Below are 16646 nucleotides of genomic sequence, written 5' to 3'. Positions count from 1 at the left end.
TGATCCCACGGCAGTGTACTGCAGCGGGACAACAGGACAAGTACGTATTTTTTCCAAACCTAATACAAGTAACATGAAAAAAGTTTTATTCTTATTTGCGTTTTTCACCTCGCTTTGTGCAACCGCACAGGTAAAGATAGGTGATAACCCTACCAGCGTAGGTGCAAGCTCCTCCCTGGAGCTCGAGAGTACCGATAAGGCGCTCCTGCTTACCCGCGTGGCCAACACGGATGCCATCGTCAGCCCTGTAAACGGGATGGTGGTGTATGACATATCCAGCAACTGCGTAAAGTCGTATGAAAACGGCGCCTGGTCTAACTGTTTGAGCTATACCGGAAGCACACATCCTTCTACCAACGGTACGGCCGTGGTTTCGTCGTATAACTGTAATTCCGGCTCTACCGGTACATTAACCGCCAGTGTAGCTATTACCGGTGTTACGCAAACCATTACGGCAAACGTTACTACCATTGGTACCTACAACATAACAACGTCTGTAAACGGTATCGTGTTTACGGGCTCGGGTACTTTGACTTCTACAGGGCCGCAAACCATTGTGCTTACGGCTTCTGGAAATCCTACAACCGTGGGTACTAACTCGTTTGTGCTTAATACTGCGCCGGGTTGTACCTTTACGCGAAATGTAGTGGCAAACCCTACATCGGGCGGTACAGCCATTGTATCGGCCTACAACTGTTCTACTGCTTCGGCAGGTACGCTTACCTCGGGTACTCCGGTATCCGGTGTTACGCAAACGATTACTGCTACGGTAACCACATCGGGTACTTATAACATTACAACCCCTGCCGTAAACGGTGTTACCTTTTCAGGGTCGGGAACTGTTACCGCACCTTCATCTACTATCGTATTAACGGCAACAGGAACTCCGGGTGCAATCTCTGCATCTGCCACGAACCCTTTTACCTTTAACCTTAGTACATCGCCTTCGTGCAGTTTTACGCGTACTATCATAAGCCCGACTTCGGGTGGTACGGCAGCCATGACAATTACCAACTGTTCTACTACAGCAACAGGCGCTATGACTGCCGGTACTGCGGTATCGGGCGTTAGCCAGACGGTTACTGTAAACGTTACAGCATTGGGTACCTACAGCATAAGCACTGCCGCTGCAAACGGTGTTACCTTTGCAGGCAGCGGTACCTTTACTTCCCTTGGTTCCCAGAATATTGTACTTACAGCAACAGGTACGCCAACTGCTGCCGGTACAACCAACTTTGTACTTAACAGCACACCAAGCTGTACCTTTACACGTACTACAGGCGAAACTTTTGTATCTACACTGTGTCCTGTTGCATACGGCAGTTACCCGCAAACCATCAGCATAGGCAGCACCAGCGTAACGATTGCCAAGACTACGAACACAGATGGTGGTTTGCAGTCAAATATTTCCCAATGCGGTATAGCGCCTGCCACAAATAACGGGATAGCTTTTCTTGCAGGCCAGAGTGCGACCTATACTTTTACGGTTCCGCTAAAAAACATACAGGTGTATTCCCCAAATAACGAAAGTACCGAAAACAACGAAGGCCTCACAGTATCGGCTACCTTGGCCGGTGTCTCTGTGCCGATAACGCTTGCACCGCTAAACCTGGGTACCTGCGTGTCAGCGTTTACAGCTACACAAAGCGGTAACACCGCCTCAATTAATAATACAGGTTCAGCAGCTACTTCAGCCATAGCCTTTAACATCAGTTCCACAGGGCCTTACGACAGCATTACCATAACACGTACCAGTACGGCCAGCGGTGGTAACCTTCACGGCCTTATGTTTTGTAATGCTACGGCAGTACCATCATCAACAAACGGTACCGCAGTGGTATCAAGCTACGATTGCAGCGGGGCTACCGCAGGTACATTATCTATGGGTGTAGCGGCAACGGGTGTTACCAAAACTATCACTGCCAACGTAACTACCATAGGTACTTATGTTATTACTACCAACCCGGTAAACGGCGTTACCTATTCTAAATCGGGTACCTTTACTGCAACCGGCCCACAAACTGTTGTACTAAATGCAAGCGGAACACCTACAGCTACAGGTACATTTACCTATGCGCTTAACAGCAACCCGACTTGTAGTTTTGATATAACTGCTACATCGCTTACTTCAGGCGGTACGGCTGTTGTTTCGGCCTATAACTGTTCTACAGGCTCTGCCGGTACACTTACTGTAGGCACTGCGCCATCTGGCGTTACGCAAACTATTACCGCTACAGTAACTACTGCGGGTACTTATAATATAAGCACAACGGCCAATGGCGTTACCTTTACCGGATCGGGTACTGTAGCAACAGGCTCACAGCCTATTATCCTTACGGCTACTACAACACCTACAACAGCCGGTGTGGCAAGCTTCCCGCTAAATACTACTCCTACATGTACCTTTACCCGAAACATCATAAGCCCTAGTACAGGTGGTACTGGTGTAATGACCATCACGAGCTGCACTACGGCATCTGCAGGGGCAATGACTGCGGGTACTGCGGTATCGGGCGTTACACAAACGGTTACCGTAAATGTTACAGCCCTGGGTACTTACAGCATAAGCACTGCTGCAGCAAACGGTGTTACCTTTGCAGGCAGCGGCACATTTACAGCCCTTGGCTCCCAGACTATTGTGCTAACGGCTACAGGTACACCTGCTACGGCGGGCACCAGCAGCTTTGTTATAAGCACTACACCGGGCTGTACCTTTACAAGGACAGTAGGTGAATCTTTTACAGCTACATTATGTTCTGTTTCTTACGGCAGCTACCCACAAACCGTTAACGTAGGCGGTACCAGTGTGACGGTTGCAAAAACCACGAACACTGATAGTGGGTCTGGCGCATCAACTCAATGTGGTATCGCACCAGCTACAAATAGCCAGATTAACCTTAGTGCCGGACAAAGTGCCACTTACACGTTCACCATTCCTGTTAAGAACTTACAGGTATATTGTTCAGCTAATGAAAGCACTGAAAACAGTGAGGGCGTTACGGTATCGGCTTCATTGGCAGGCACTCCTGTCCCGGTAACACTTGCACCGTTAAACCTGGGCAGCTGTGTAGCAGCTTTTACGGCTACTCAAAGCGGTAATACCGCCTCAATTAATAATACGGGTTCAGCAGCCACTTCTGCTATAGCCTTTAACATTAGTTCTGCAGGACCCTACGACAGTATTACTGTAACACGTACCAGTACTGCAACGGGAGTCAACTCGCACGGCCTGATGTTCTGTAATGCTACGGCAGTACCATCATCATCAAACGGTACAGCTGTAGTATCAAGCTACGATTGCAGCGGCGCTACTTCAGGTACGCTTACAGCAGGTGTTGCAGCATCGGGAGTAACCAAAACCATCACTGCAAACGTAACTACAGTGGGCAGCTATGTTATTACCACAAACCCTGTAAATGGCGTATCGTTTTCTAAATCAGGGACCTTTACCGCTACCGGCCCGCAAACAGTGGTGCTGAACGCCAGCGGAACGCCTACAGCTACAGGCGCCCAAACCTATACGCTAAACAGCAATCCATCATGCAGCTTTAGCATTACTACAGCAAATAACCCATCGTCTAACGGTACCGCGGTAGTATCTGCTTATAGTCCTGCAGGTGGAAGTAATTTTTCGCTATTAGGAATTACAACACCAAGCTCTGTTACAATGGAAGTTACCGCAACGGTAACTACTGTGGGTACATACAATATATCGGCTACTGCAAATGGCGTAACGTATACCGGTAGCGGTACATTTGCAGGCACAGGCAGCCAGCTTATAGTGTTATCAGGGTCCGGAACGCCGGTAGCGACGGGATGTTTTACGTATACTATAAACACGACGCCTTCAACATCGGTTAACAGGTATACCTATGGCAATGGTACAACGACAAGTAATGTAGCCATAAGCTGTAACCAGATAAAAACGAACTATCCATCATCTGCCGACGGTTTGTACTGGCTGGATATAGATGGCTGTAATGCCACATTCACTCCTGTACAGGCCTACTGCGACATGACCACCGATGGCGGCGGCTGGACACTGGTAGCCAACTACCTGCATAAAGGAGGCACTACACCGGCATTGGTAGTAAAATCTACCTCGTTCCCGCTGCTTGGCAGCAGTACGCTGGGTACCGACGAAAGTGCCAGCGCTACCACATGGGGGCATTGCTCATCGGCTATGTTTAATGCCGTTAACTTTAGTTTTACGAGCGTACGTTTTTATGGCAAAACCAGCCTTCACACCAGGGTAATACATTTTAAAACCAGCCTTGCAGGCGCTATAACTTACATGAAAACAGGCCTCGGTAGTATGACGGGCCTTGCAACAAGCTTTACTGCTTTATCAGGCCACACGGCTTTCCTTCCTGCAGCTTCAGATAGTTATTATTCTAATTATGGAGATAATTCAATTACATCTTTTCCTTTTTGGAAAGGAAGTACATACCATTGGGGTATTGTAGGTACCCTAAGCAGCAATGGATTGACAAACCGATGGGAAGTGGATGATTATGCAAACAGCGCTGCTAACTCTACGTACCACCAAATATGGGTAAAATAGCAGTATGCTGAGATTTTGCAGGCTAACGGTGCTGGTGTTTATTATGGCGGTTGGGGCACATGCCCAAACCGCCCCCGCCAGCCCAACAGAGCAATTGATGCAGGAACGCAAAATGCAATACAGCCAGTGGCATACCGGCGCGCAATTGCCGGATGTTGCCTTATCCAACGGCAATAGCCTGTATAACCTTACAGCACGCAATATAATTGTGCTGTTCTGGAAAACCGATTGCCCGTATTGCGAACAGCTTATGCCCGCTTTGAAAGAACTAAGTCAGGCCTATACAGCTAATGATTTGGCTATCGTGGCTGTATGCCTCGATAATGACACGGCAGCCTGGAAGAGTTATACAGAAAACGCTGCTTTGCCGGGATTATGGTATCATAAATGCGATGGTGCCGGCTTTTACAGCGCTGATGCCGTTAATTATAATGTTTATGGCACGCCCGCGCTCTTATTGGCCGACAACACCTTTAAGATAAAAGGCAATCCGAGAGGCATTGGGCAGCTAAAGGCATTGCTGGACCAGCGTTGACTATTATGATTTTAAATGCCGGATGCTTTAACTTTCGGTATTACCGCAACAGGGTGTGCCACCAAGCCCTGATGTATATAAAATTATTAAAGGAATAATTTTGTGAGGGGAAGGCTGCAGAATAGCCTTCGTTTTTGGGAAGCCGCAGGCATAAAAGCCTGCGGTTTATTTTAACGGGTGAAAACCGGCCCGTAGTTAATGAACAGTCAGTTTAGTTGGATGCCAAAGGTTGGTTGCCTTTGGGTTTGGATGAACCGCAGGCAAAAATGCCTGCGGTTTTTTTGTAGGTCAATAAATGTTAAAAAAATCTTAATTTTTGACATGTCAGGCTTTTTTTTCGCACACCCGATTGGTGGCGAAATGTTAATTTCGCAAAGCAAACCATACCTTACAATGACATTTAAAGCAATAATAATTGATGAAGACCGTCATGCGGCCCATGTTTTAAAAGAAATGCTGAATGACATTTTTTTCGAGATTGTAATAATGCCTTTTGACATGGAGGGCGCGAACCTACAGGATCCCGCATGCACACTACAGCCCGACCTTATTTTTATAGACTGCGCAGGTTCGGGACTGGAAGTGCCGGCCGCATTAAACAGGTTAAAACTACAGCCGGAGGTAATATTTTTGTCGTCCGACAAAATGGATGCTGCAAAGGCATACGAATTTAATGCTTCGGGTTTTGTACTAAAGCCTATAGAAAAGGATGCGCTTACCGCTACCGTAGATAAGGCCCTGCTGAACATAAAGAACCGCAGGATGGTAACCAAAAACCAGTATAAGCCAGCTGTGGACGAGAGGAGTTTTTTTATTATTTCATCGGTTAACAGTTACGAGATCATAAAGCTCAAAGACCTTTTGTACTGTGTTGCCGATGGCCGTTATACCGAGTTCCGGCTGGTAGACGGCACAAAACTGCTGGCTTCGAAAAATCTTTCGGTGTATGATAATATCCTTTCGGGGCAGCGTTACTTTTTTCGGGCAAGCCGTTCCTCTATAATCAATTTTGAATATGTAAAGCGGGTAAACAAGAAAGACGGCATGCAATGCGAATTTATAGACGGTTCCAGTGTAGCCGTGGCAAAGCGCAAAATAATGGAATTTAACCAGTTCCTGCAGTCAATGGATATAGGGTTTGATTAGCGCTATTGCAGGTGCCTGCGCAGCATTTCCTTTTTTCTGTAGTCTTCTATGGTTAAACCGGCTACTTTTTTAAACAGTTTGCTGAAAGAGCTATAGCTCTTGAAGCCGAGGTCGAAGGCAACTGCGGCAGCCGCAATACCATCATCAGCGCTCAGCATCGCCATAGCTTTCCGGATTTTGCATTGGAGGATATACTGGTGCGGCGTTATGTTTAATGTCTTCGTAAACATACTGATAAAGTGGTTTTTTTTCCACCGTGTTTGCGCGGCAAGGTCGTCCAGGTATATTTTTTCGAAAATGTTGTCGTGTATGTAGTTAATTGCCTTTCGTATCTGGTAAGGCACATCATCGGCAATTTCAGGTGCAGGGGTAGTGGCCGCATTATTTACATGCCTGTATCGGTGAAGTACAAGTTCAACATTGATTATTATATCTGCAGGCTTAAAGGGTTTAACTATGTAGCCGAAGACATAGATTTTTGACAGGCGGAACAGGGTTTCCTTGTCATGCAATGATGTTATAAAAATAAAAGGGATTGCTTTTTTTTCATGCAGGTATTCCCCAATGCGGATGCCGTCGTCCCTGCCCTGGAGCATGATGTCTACAAGTATGAGGTTGAACGGATACATTTCAATCGCCGCAACGGCAGATTCATAATTGCTAAAGCCGGCCATACATTCGTGGCCTTCCTTTTCCAGAATATCCTGTATATCCCTGGCGATGAGGGGTTCATCTTCTATAATTGCTATAAATGACATTTCTAATTGACTGGCGTGTAGCGATTATTTAATATACGCATAAAATTAGTCAATTTTAGGCAATATTAACATATTTTTTGTAATATATATATTACTAAACAAAGGTTAATATTTTACTTGTTTTACCTGTAAATTCACTGTTTTTTAGGAGTATATTGTAATCGATAACAAAATACTTTGCCGTATGAAGTATTATAACAGGAGGTGAAAGAAATTTATTGATTTTTACATACTCAACACGGTAATACAGATTAAAAAGCACTGCTAATAGCAATAGCCAGGAGTAAAAATCTGCTTCGGAACTGCCGGCAATTTATACCTCAATCACAGATTGGTTCAGGGGGAGCGAAACCTCAATCAGGCTGCCTTCGCCAGGGATACCATGCGCTCTTATATTACCATGATGCCGGGTTGCTATTTTCTGGCAAAGAGATAAGCCAAGCCCTGTCCCATCATATTCGTCTTGTGAATGAAGGCGGGTAAAGGGTTCAAAGATTCTTGCAGCATGCTTCTGGTCAAAACCAACCCCATTATCCCGAAATGATAAAACCACTTTATTTTCGTCTTCCAGGTACTGAAATTTATGGGTAATACAAATATCAGGAGGTATTCCGGGCCTGCTGAACTTAAGGCTGTTTGCAATAAGGTTATAAAAAAGCTGATTTAATAAGATAAGCGCTCCTTGTACAGCAGGCAGCTCATCAGAAGTTATATTCGCATTTTTTTCAAGTATCGTGAGCTCTAAATCTGAAGTAACACTGTTAAGCACATCATTAAGATCAACAGTTTCGATTTTATAAAAGGCCTTGTTATGCTTTGAATAAGTAAGCACCCCGTCAATAAGCATGTTCATTCTGGTAGCTGATTTAGCGATTTTCTCACTGTATCTCAAACCCTCTGTTGACCCGCTTAAAACTTCATCGCGCATCCTGCTGTTGAAAAACTCAATTTTACGCAATGGCTCTTTCATGTCATGGCTGATAACGTGTGCAAACTGCCTGAGATTATCATTAGAACGATGTAAGTCTTCTGTCCTTTCTTTTACCTGTTGCAACAGCTGCCTGCTAAAATCCCTTTCCTCTGTAATATCCTGCACAGTGCCATATAAGCCAACGCGATTATCATAATCATCCGTCAGGTAAATTGCATTAATCCGCAGCCAGCGAATTGAGCCATCATCATGTATAATACGGACTTCATAATCCATTTTTCCAACTATTTCTCCTGCCTCCAAAGCCTTTTGGCGTACAATTAGGTCATCCGGATGTATTTTTGAGATTAGGTGGTCATTTGTAATTGGCGGCGACACCTTCCAAATTTCATTAAACTTTCCTGATGTGCGTATAAAATTATCAGAGAAGTTGATTTCGTAAGTACCCAGATTAGCATTATCAATTGCCATCTTTAATTTATCTTCGCCTTCAATTACTTTTTGCCGCGCATTATTCAGGTCCGTTACATCCATACCTGTATTCATGACCCCGTAAATTGCCCCTTCAGGAGTATAAATCGGAGTAAAGCTGTAATTGAAGTAATGGACCTTTCTCACTCCATCTATGACCAGATCAACCCGTTGATCTTTTGCGTGAAAGGGTATACCTGTACTGCGTACTCGTTCAATCTGATCAAAAATTTGCTGGTCATTTAGTTCAGGCAGTAACTTACGGTATGATTTTCCAATAACATCATTACCCTTTCCGTAAGTAGCTATCATCGACTTGTTTGCAAGCTCAATAGTAAAGTCATCTCCAACATATACTCCCATAGGATAAGGCGCATTGTCGATAACACTCCTGAGCAGATATATTTGTTCTATTTCCATTAGGTAATAAAAAATATTTTAGCAGGAATGAGTTAATCGCTGGCTGATAAAAGCTCCCTGCCGAGCGATTATGTTCAAAGATAACGCATTTTCGATAAACAAACCCTTCCTTAATTTAGTGATTTTAGTCACTTTGAGTGAAGTTTAACGACTGTTGAAAGGCGTAGTTGGTGACAATTATTTAAAACGATGTAATAAATGTAGTTTTGTACGGCAATGCTTATTATCTCTATGAACAAATGTTAATATTTAAGTACACGGGATCGCATTCTGTATATACCATTTACCAATGCTGCCTGCGCTAAAATGCTTAAAAGATAAATCGGGTAGGGTGCCTATTGCGCTATAAATAAAGTGCGTGTAGGATATGCAAAATCAATATGTTCTGCCTCAAATTTGGCGACAATATCAAGATAAATCTTTTGCTGTCGGTCCATATAAATAGTATAATCGGGACTTAGGACATAATACACAAATTCAAAATCCAGACTGGAATCATTAAAAGCTGAAAAATGCCCACGGTCGAGCTGGACCTCAGGTGTAGCTTCGATAATACTTTTTACGATTTCTGGAATTAATCGTAATTGCTCCTGCGGCGTTTGGTAAGTTACCCCCAGCTTAAATACAACACGCCTTTTTTCCATCCGTTTGTAATTGTGCAACCGGGAATTAGTCAGGTCTGTATTAGAACAAATGAGCTGTTCGCCACTAAGGGTACGTATGCGCGTAGTCTTAATGCCTATATATTCAATCACGCCGGCTTCGGAATCCAGGGTTACAAAATCTCCTATTTCAAAGGGTCGGTCAAAAAAGATGACAAAGTAGCTGAAGAGATCCCCCAAAACAGCCTGCGCCGCAAGTGCAATTGCGATACCTCCCACGCCCAAACCGGCTATGAGGGTCGTCACATTGTAGCCTAAATTGTCTATCAGGAATATAATTCCCAGCACCCAAATAATGATGTTTGCCACCACAATGAGGCCTGCGGCCTGCTTTTCCTTAGTTTCACTGTCTTCCTCCCGGCTAATGAAGGTGAATATAAATTTCTTAAATGTGGCGCTGATGGTGCGCAGTATAAAAAAGGTAAGGACTATCAAAAAAGCGACCTGAAGGATATTGGCGGCGCTGGCGGAAAAATCGAGTGACATCAGCGGGAAGTAGAAGGCCGCTACATAAAGTATAGGAAGCACATTACGCTCTATCATTTTGATTATAAAGTCATCCCATGAGGTTGATGTGCCTGACGCCCACTTTTTTATGCGCCGTATAACCAGAAGTTTAACAACCTTCAGCAGTATCATCAGCCCTGTAATTATTCCTGTTACAATAAACCAGTCCTTTGCGGGGTTGCCCAAAAAAGTTGCGTTAAAAAGGTCATTCATTTTTGCGTTCTATTTTAAGGTTAAACGATAGCGGCTAACCGCAAAGCACCAATAATAGAAATATAGCCGTAGCCGGAATGTAAATTCCTCAGATGTTATAGTTAGGAGACTAAGTTGCGCGATGCGCCAGGTGGGTGCCAGGGTTTGCCGGAACAATTTTACAAAGTTAGGGGTAGTATTATGCAATACCCTTAAAGAAACTTTAAAATACCGCAAAACTTTCTTAAAGTGCCATGCTTGCAATACGTTCTGTGTTGTACATAGAGGTGTGTTGATTACCCAGGATGCGCAGCTTCTCTTACCCGCTTCCATGAGGTTGCGCAGGAATATCAAAGGAATTGTACCGTGAAAAGCGATTCAACTTTCTGTTTTAAGTCGATTTATTATCACACCTTCTCAGCTTGACTATTGCTCTTATTTTGCATATACTATACTACTAAGGTTCCAGATGCTGCCTTTGCAAATATCATTTAACTGTACTTTATAGCACCTGTATACTCCTTTAAGAAAAATTTAAGAATGAAATACCTGCCAGGGGCAAAGCAAGTAGTAACTTTATAATAAACTAAAATAAATATGGGTTCAAGAGATCCTCATAAGCTTAACGAGCTTCAGGCCACTGCGATTTGCGGCAATGATATCAGTTCCTCCTGCCTTTACGTTTCAGCCCTCACAATAGTATATGCGGGGCAGTATGCCTGGGTTTCATTATTAATTGTTGCATTGGTACTCTATCTCTTTAGAAAGATATACGGCGAGGTTGTTGGCGCGCTCCCCCTGAACGGAGGAGCGTACAATGTGCTTCTGAATACCTCATCAAAAAGGGTGGCAGCACTTGCAGCCATACTTACCGTACTGTCTTACATGGCAACAGCAGTCATTTCTGCGAGCGAGGCAATGCATTATCTGCACCACCTTTTTCAGGGATTTGATGTCATTCCTGCGACTGCTATCGTATTGCTTTTTTTTACAATTCTGGCGATAAAGGGAATAGGAGAGTCAGCCGCTGTTGCAGTATGCATATTTTTGATACACCTGCTGTCGCTGTCGCTGCTGGTGGTGGCCTCCGTATATTTTCTATTAACCAATGGCACTGCTACTTTATCCCTTAACTGGGAACTGCCTGTAAATCCCAAAGGAATAATTTTTACGCTGTTTCTTGGTTTTTCGGCAGCAATGCTGGGCATCTCGGGATTTGAGAGTTCTGCGAACTTTGTGGAAGAGCAAAAGCCGGGGGTATTCAGGAAGACTCTTAGGAATATGTGGGTTGTGGTTAGTTTCTTTAATCCCGTCATAGCGCTGCTGATCATTGCAATCATACCATTGGTACAGTTGGGAGAACATAAGGAATCGCTGCTGGCGTATTTAGGCGCTACTACAGGCGGGGGGTGGCTTGGATGGCTTATTTCTATAGATGCTGTCCTTGTGCTATGCGGTGCAGTCCTTACTTCTTTCGTTGGCGTAAGCGGGCTGTTGAAGCGGATCACCCTTGACAGATTGCTTCCCAATTATTTTCTCCATGAAAATAAAAAAGGCTCAAGCTACCGGATCATCGTCACCTTCTTTATACTTTGCATCTCTGTTCTATTCGCAACGCAAGGTAAAATTGAATCACTGGCAGGGGTCTATACATTTTCTTTCCTTGCTGTGATGGCAATGTTCGGGATTGGTAATATTCTGTTGAAAGTTAAACGTAAAAAGCTGCCCCGGCCCGAAAAAGCCAAAGGTATTAGTGTCGTATTGGCTATAGCTTTTGTTATAACCGGTTTTGCCGGTAACATCATTTTGAATGAAGACGCATTCAAAACGTTCATAAAGTACCTGATACCTGCGGTTATTTTAATAGCCATTATGCTGAACCGATCACTCATCATTCAAACGAGTGTTGATGCGCTTGAGTACCTCTATCGCCCCGTCAGGCGGTTTGCAGTGGCAAGTAACCGCTACCTTAGAAAGTTGCAACATAAGATACATTCCCAGGAATTTGTATTTTTTACAAAAGGGGATGATGTCGCCATACTAAATAAGGTGATGCAATACGTACAGCAAAATGAAACAACCCGGAAATTAAAGATCGTCAATGTGGCGCACGACGGTGACTCCAATGCCGCCTTAAAGACGGATCTGGAAGTGCTCGACAGGGCCTATCCTGAAATACATATTGAATTCATAGAGCTTTCAGGCACGTTCGGGCCAGAGCTTATCGATCGTCTTTCAACAGATTGGAATATCCCGAAAAACTTTATGTTTATTGGTTCCCCGAGCGATAAATTCTCTTACCGCGTGGCCGAACTCGGAGGTGTACGGTTAATTATGTAGCTTGTTATCGCAAGGCATCCATTATGACTTCTTCATCGGTAAGGCCGGCCATTGTGACGGCTGTCTCGATCAGCGCCAGATGTGAGTACGCCTGCGGAAAATTACCAAGAAGGCGCTTGCTCGTAAAGTCGATATCTTCACTGAACAGGCCGAGATGGTTGCTGTATGAGAGCAGCTTGTCAAATAGCTTTACAGCCTCTTTGCGCTCGCCTATCTTATAAAGGCTGTTTATAAACCAAAACGTGCAGATCGTAAATGATGAAGAAGGAAGCCCGAAGTCATCTTTGTTCTTATACCTGTAAAGCAGCCCATCATTGCATAATTCGCGTTGTATTGCCTTCACAGTCGAAACATAGCGCGGGTCCATCGCATCAATAAATCCGTAATTTTCCATTAATAACACAGATGCATCCAAATCGTCCAAACCATAAGATTGTGTAAAGGCCTGTACTTCGCCGCTCCATGCATGCTTCAGTATATCTTCTTTGATTGCATCGGCAAGGGGCTGCCATTTTTCTATTTTAGAAGTTTTCTTCATTATCCGGGCCACTTTAACAGCACGGTCGATTGCTGTCCAGCATAAGATCTTTGAAAAGGTAAAATGCCGTTCCTCTGTACGGAATTCCCAAATTCCCTTATCAGGTTCCTGCCAGTGCTGCTCTACCACCCATACGATCCCCTTTGTAATATTCCATAATTCTTCGCCATTCTCAATGTCAGTGCTGAAGTTCGTAAGCTGCTGGTAAATCACATCCATCAGGATGCCGTAGATGTCATTCTGGCGTTGCGTATAGGCAGCGTTGCCAATGCGCACCGGTTTAGACCCCATGTATCCGTCCAGATGGCCAAGTATTTCCTCAGTCAGTTTCTTTTCACCATTTATCCCGTACATTATCTGCAGCTTTTCATCTTTGTCGGGAATAAGATTAATGATAAATCGGAGGTAATCCCGTGCCATCTCATGATGCCCCAGTTCGTGAACCACCTTTACCACCATCGAGGCATCCCTGATCCAGCAGAAGCGGTAATCCCAGTTACGCACTTCGCCAATGGTCTCGGGTAGTGATGTGGTCGCGGCCGCTAAAACCGCCCCTGTCTTTTCATAGCTGAGCAGTTTCAGGGTAATTGCACTGCGCGATATCTGCTTATTATATTTTGCGTACGAAGTTGTGCGGTCGCTCCAGTTAAGCCAATAGGTTTTGGTGCGTTCAAACTCCAGGACTATCTTGGCCAGGGTAGGGTTAAATATTTTCTCATTGTAGCCCAAAAGCAAAAAACTGTCCTGCTCTAAGGTAAGTTCCGTACCGTTGACAACAGCTTCCTTATTGAGGTTGGTATAAAGGAACAAGGAATCAAACTTTGTTGTGTTGGTAACGCTGATGATGAAATCTTCTTTCACATAGCGTTTGGTGTCATCCTGTGCATATTCGAGCTTTGGCTCATACTGAACGCTGAATTTGGGGCTCCCCGATACTTTCTTCAGGTACCGTATGATTTCCGGGGGGGAATGATAGTCTCCATTTTCTTTCCGGTACCGCGGCATGAAGTCGATGACCTCAAAAGCATCTTTTCCGTTATTGAATGCTGTGACGAGGATTGCTGTCTGTTTAATGTAGTGTTGGGTAATGGAGTAGTCCGCCGCCGCATTTATGCCGAAGCTCCCTCCGGCTTTTTCATCGAGAATCTTTGCAAAAACTGAGGATGAGTCGAATTCCGGGAGGCAGCACCAATCCATTGATCCTTTATCTGAAATTAATGCCGCGCTGCGGCAATTGCCGATGATGCCATAATTTAAATTAGTCATAAAACCGTGATTTAGGTAGGTCAAACGCTTGTATTTTTTTAAATTTACTAAAACCATATTACTAATCCAAAGCAATTTAGATGAATAAAACAATAATCATTTCCAATCGGCTGCCTGTTGACCTGAGTTTCAATGACATTACACTAAATGTTAAATCGAGTGTTGGGGGGCTGGCTACGGGGATGAAATCTGTTCATGCCGACGGTAACGGGATATGGATCGGATGGTCTGGCCTCACAGAGGAAGAGATCCCGGCGGGCCGCCACCATGTAGTAGATGAGGCTTTGAGGGGAAAAAAATGCATAAGGGTTCCGCTTACACAATACGACCTCGATAATTATTATTATGGCTTTAGCAATAAAGCGTTGTGGCCGCTCTTCCATTATTTTCAGGCATATACAGAGTTTGAGTTGGTGCATTGGGAAAGTTATAAGGAAGTAAACCGCAAGTTTGCAGATATAGTAATTGCCAATGCAGGCCAGGGAGATACCATATGGATACATGATTACCAATTGCTTTTGCTTCCTCAGCTGCTGCGGGAAAAGCGCCCCGACCTTACCATTGGCTTTTTCCTTCATATCCCGTTTCCGTCGTACGAACTCTTCAGGACCTGTCCCTGGCGTGATGAGCTCCTGCAAGGGATGTTGGGGGCCGACCTTCTGGGTTTCCATACTTACGATTATGTGAGGCATTTTATATCGACAGCCACGCGCATTGCGGGGCTTGAAGTACGGTTCAATGAGATTACTTACGGTGAGCGCACCATAAAGGCCGACTTTTTCCCGATGGGTATCGACTATGGCCGCTATCATGGCGCAGCTATAGAGCATGAACGCCGGCCGGTAAACTCAAGGTCAGAGATAATGCAAAATATAGAATCGCATAATATATCCTATGCTGACAGCAGGCTTATTCTTTCTATTGACAGGATGGACTATACCAAGGGCATTCCCAACCGGATAAAAGCCTTTGAGTACTTTCTGGAAAAATATCCCGAATACAAGGGCAAGGTAAGGCTGGTAATGCTATCGGTACCGTCGCGGGAGAACGTGTCGCAGTACCAGAAGCTTAAGCGGGAAACCGACGAACTGGTCGGGCGGATCAATGGGCGCCTGGCTACCATAAATTGGACCCCAATCTGGTACTTTTACAGGTCCATGCCTTTCGATGACCTTATTGACCTGTATGTTGCCTCGGACGTAGCGCTGATTACCCCGATACGTGATGGAATGAACCTTGTGGCAAAGGAATATATCGCTACAAGGACGAAATCTGACGGGGTACTGGTCTTGAGTGAGATGGCCGGTGCTGCCAAAGAATTGCATGAAGCATTGCTTGTTAATCCTAACAATTTTGAACAGGTGGCCGACAGCCTTAAATATGCGCTTGAAATGCCTTTAGCAGAACAGCAATCACGTATGGAGGCATTGCAAAAGAGGGTGTCGCGCTATGATGTGGAACGATGGTCGTCAGCTTTTATCAAATCGCTTCAGGAGACCAAAGATGTGGTCACCCAAACACAAGCTGTAAAAGTCGGCAGCGATTTTATGGACGCTACAGCCTCACATTATAAAAACGCCGGTAAGAGATTGTTCCTCTTAGACTATGACGGTACGCTGGTAGGGTTCAAAAATATACCGTCGGAAGCTTCCCCTGACGCACAGCTATATGAATTGCTGGATTCCCTTGCAGCCGATGATCGCACCGAAGTTGTGATCATCAGCGGGCGCGACCGTGCCACGCTGGAACAGTGGTTCGGCAATAAGAATTATACTATAGTTACCGACCATGGCGTATGGTTACGAAAAAAGGGGCATGACTGGTCTGCAATAGAGCGGCTGAAAACCGATTGGAAAGAAAAGGTGAGACCGATCATGGAAAATTTCACAGACAGCACCCCCGGCAGTTTTATAGAAGAAAAAGAATTTTCCCTTGCGTGGCATTACCGCCGGGCAGACAGGGATCTGGGCGCACAGCGAACGCTGGAGCTTAAGCATGTATTAACAGAGCTGCTGGCCAACAACTCGCTTTCAGTACTCGAAGGCAACAAGGTACTTGAGATAAAAAGCAGCAGCATCAGCAAAGGCAGGGTAGCGGCCAGGCTGACCGCGGATGAGGATTATGGCTTTATCATGGCCATAGGTGATGACTGGACCGATGAATTTATGTTTGAAGAATTACCGGATACTGCTTATACTATTAAAGTAGGAAATGTGAAGACGGCTGCCCGAAACTTTGTCAGCGAGCAGGCTGAGGTTCGAAAACTGCTGTCATATCTGGCGCGGTAAGGTTTATAATGCTTGTAAATTATAGGCT

Annotated in this window: 9 protein-coding genes; 5 read left to right on the top strand and 4 right to left on the bottom strand. The window is 44.8% G+C overall.

All coding sequences use genetic code 11. From position 1 onward, the window contains the following. The first annotated feature begins 73 nt into the window (after window positions 1-73). The 3 genes from HYN59_RS16235 (at window position 74) to HYN59_RS16225 (ending at window position 6245) form a co-directional block, all read left to right on the top strand. Window positions 74-4564 (top strand): fibrinogen-like YCDxxxxGGGW domain-containing protein, encoded by a 4491-nt coding sequence (locus HYN59_RS16235; RefSeq protein WP_108779282.1) that lies wholly within the window; start codon window positions 74-76, stop codon window positions 4562-4564. Window positions 4565-4568: 4 nt separating this feature from the next. Next, the gene (locus HYN59_RS16230; RefSeq protein WP_108779281.1) at window positions 4569-5099 is read left to right on the top strand and encodes a TlpA family protein disulfide reductase; all 531 of its coding nucleotides are present in this window, start codon (window positions 4569-4571) and stop codon (window positions 5097-5099) included. Window positions 5100-5492: 393 nt separating this feature from the next. After that, the gene (locus HYN59_RS16225) at window positions 5493-6245 is read left to right on the top strand and encodes a LytR/AlgR family response regulator transcription factor (RefSeq protein ID WP_181369467.1); all 753 of its coding nucleotides are present in this window, start codon (window positions 5493-5495) and stop codon (window positions 6243-6245) included. A gap of 2 nt (window positions 6246-6247) precedes the next feature. Here the strand turns inward: HYN59_RS16225 and HYN59_RS16220 are convergent, their stop codons facing one another. From HYN59_RS16220 to HYN59_RS16210, 3 genes are all read right to left on the bottom strand, one after another. Next, window positions 6248-7003, bottom strand: a complete 756-nt coding sequence (locus HYN59_RS16220; RefSeq protein WP_108779279.1) for a response regulator transcription factor — start codon at window positions 7001-7003, stop codon at window positions 6248-6250. A gap of 313 nt (window positions 7004-7316) precedes the next feature. Then, a complete protein-coding gene (locus tag HYN59_RS16215; protein ID WP_108779278.1) occupies window positions 7317-8825 on the bottom strand; it encodes a sensor histidine kinase in 1509 nt (502 codons plus the stop codon). Window positions 8826-9160: 335 nt separating this feature from the next. Then, window positions 9161-10207 carry a mechanosensitive ion channel family protein gene (locus HYN59_RS16210; protein ID WP_108779277.1) on the bottom strand — a complete coding sequence of 349 codons (1047 nt, stop codon included), beginning with the start codon at window positions 10205-10207 and terminating at the stop codon, window positions 9161-9163. 576 nt (window positions 10208-10783) lie between these two features. Here HYN59_RS16210 and HYN59_RS16205 point away from each other — a divergent pair. Continuing rightward, window positions 10784-12526, top strand: coding sequence for an APC family permease (locus HYN59_RS16205; protein ID WP_108779276.1), 1743 nt, complete (start codon window positions 10784-10786; stop codon window positions 12524-12526). 4 nt (window positions 12527-12530) lie between these two features. Here HYN59_RS16205 and HYN59_RS16200 read toward each other — a convergent pair whose 3' ends face one another. Further along, window positions 12531-14330 (bottom strand): glycoside hydrolase family 15 protein, encoded by a 1800-nt coding sequence (locus tag HYN59_RS16200; RefSeq protein WP_108779779.1) that lies wholly within the window; start codon window positions 14328-14330, stop codon window positions 12531-12533. A gap of 80 nt (window positions 14331-14410) precedes the next feature. Here HYN59_RS16200 and HYN59_RS16195 point away from each other — a divergent pair, with 80 nt between their 5' ends. Continuing rightward, window positions 14411-16618, top strand: a complete 2208-nt coding sequence (locus HYN59_RS16195) for a bifunctional alpha,alpha-trehalose-phosphate synthase (UDP-forming)/trehalose-phosphatase (protein WP_108779275.1) — start codon at window positions 14411-14413, stop codon at window positions 16616-16618. Window positions 16619-16646 lie beyond the last annotated feature (28 nt).

It is taken from the genome of Flavobacterium album (genome assembly GCF_003096035.1).
GTDB lineage: Bacteria > Bacteroidota > Bacteroidia > Flavobacteriales > Flavobacteriaceae > Flavobacterium > Flavobacterium album.
This window is presented reverse-complemented; position numbering and strand designations above follow the sequence as displayed.

Bases quoted from the DNA above. Each gene is read 5' to 3' on its own strand.
- HYN59_RS16220 (WP_108779279.1), bottom strand. From the start codon at position 7,003: ATGTCATTTATAGCAATTATAGAAGATGAACCCCTCATCGCCAGGGAT.
- HYN59_RS16235 (WP_108779282.1), top strand. From the start codon at position 74: ATGAAAAAAGTTTTATTCTTATTTGCGTTTTTCACCTCGCTTTGTGCA.
- HYN59_RS16225 (WP_181369467.1), top strand. From the start codon at position 5,493: ATGACATTTAAAGCAATAATAATTGATGAAGACCGTCATGCGGCCCAT.
- HYN59_RS16205 (WP_108779276.1), top strand. From the start codon at position 10,784: ATGGGTTCAAGAGATCCTCATAAGCTTAACGAGCTTCAGGCCACTGCG.
- HYN59_RS16215 (WP_108779278.1), bottom strand. From the start codon at position 8,825: ATGGAAATAGAACAAATATATCTGCTCAGGAGTGTTATCGACAATGCG.
- HYN59_RS16230 (WP_108779281.1), top strand. From the start codon at position 4,569: ATGCTGAGATTTTGCAGGCTAACGGTGCTGGTGTTTATTATGGCGGTT.
- HYN59_RS16210 (WP_108779277.1), bottom strand. From the start codon at position 10,207: ATGAATGACCTTTTTAACGCAACTTTTTTGGGCAACCCCGCAAAGGAC.
- HYN59_RS16195 (WP_108779275.1), top strand. From the start codon at position 14,411: ATGAATAAAACAATAATCATTTCCAATCGGCTGCCTGTTGACCTGAGT.
- HYN59_RS16200 (WP_108779779.1), bottom strand. From the start codon at position 14,330: ATGACTAATTTAAATTATGGCATCATCGGCAATTGCCGCAGCGCGGCA.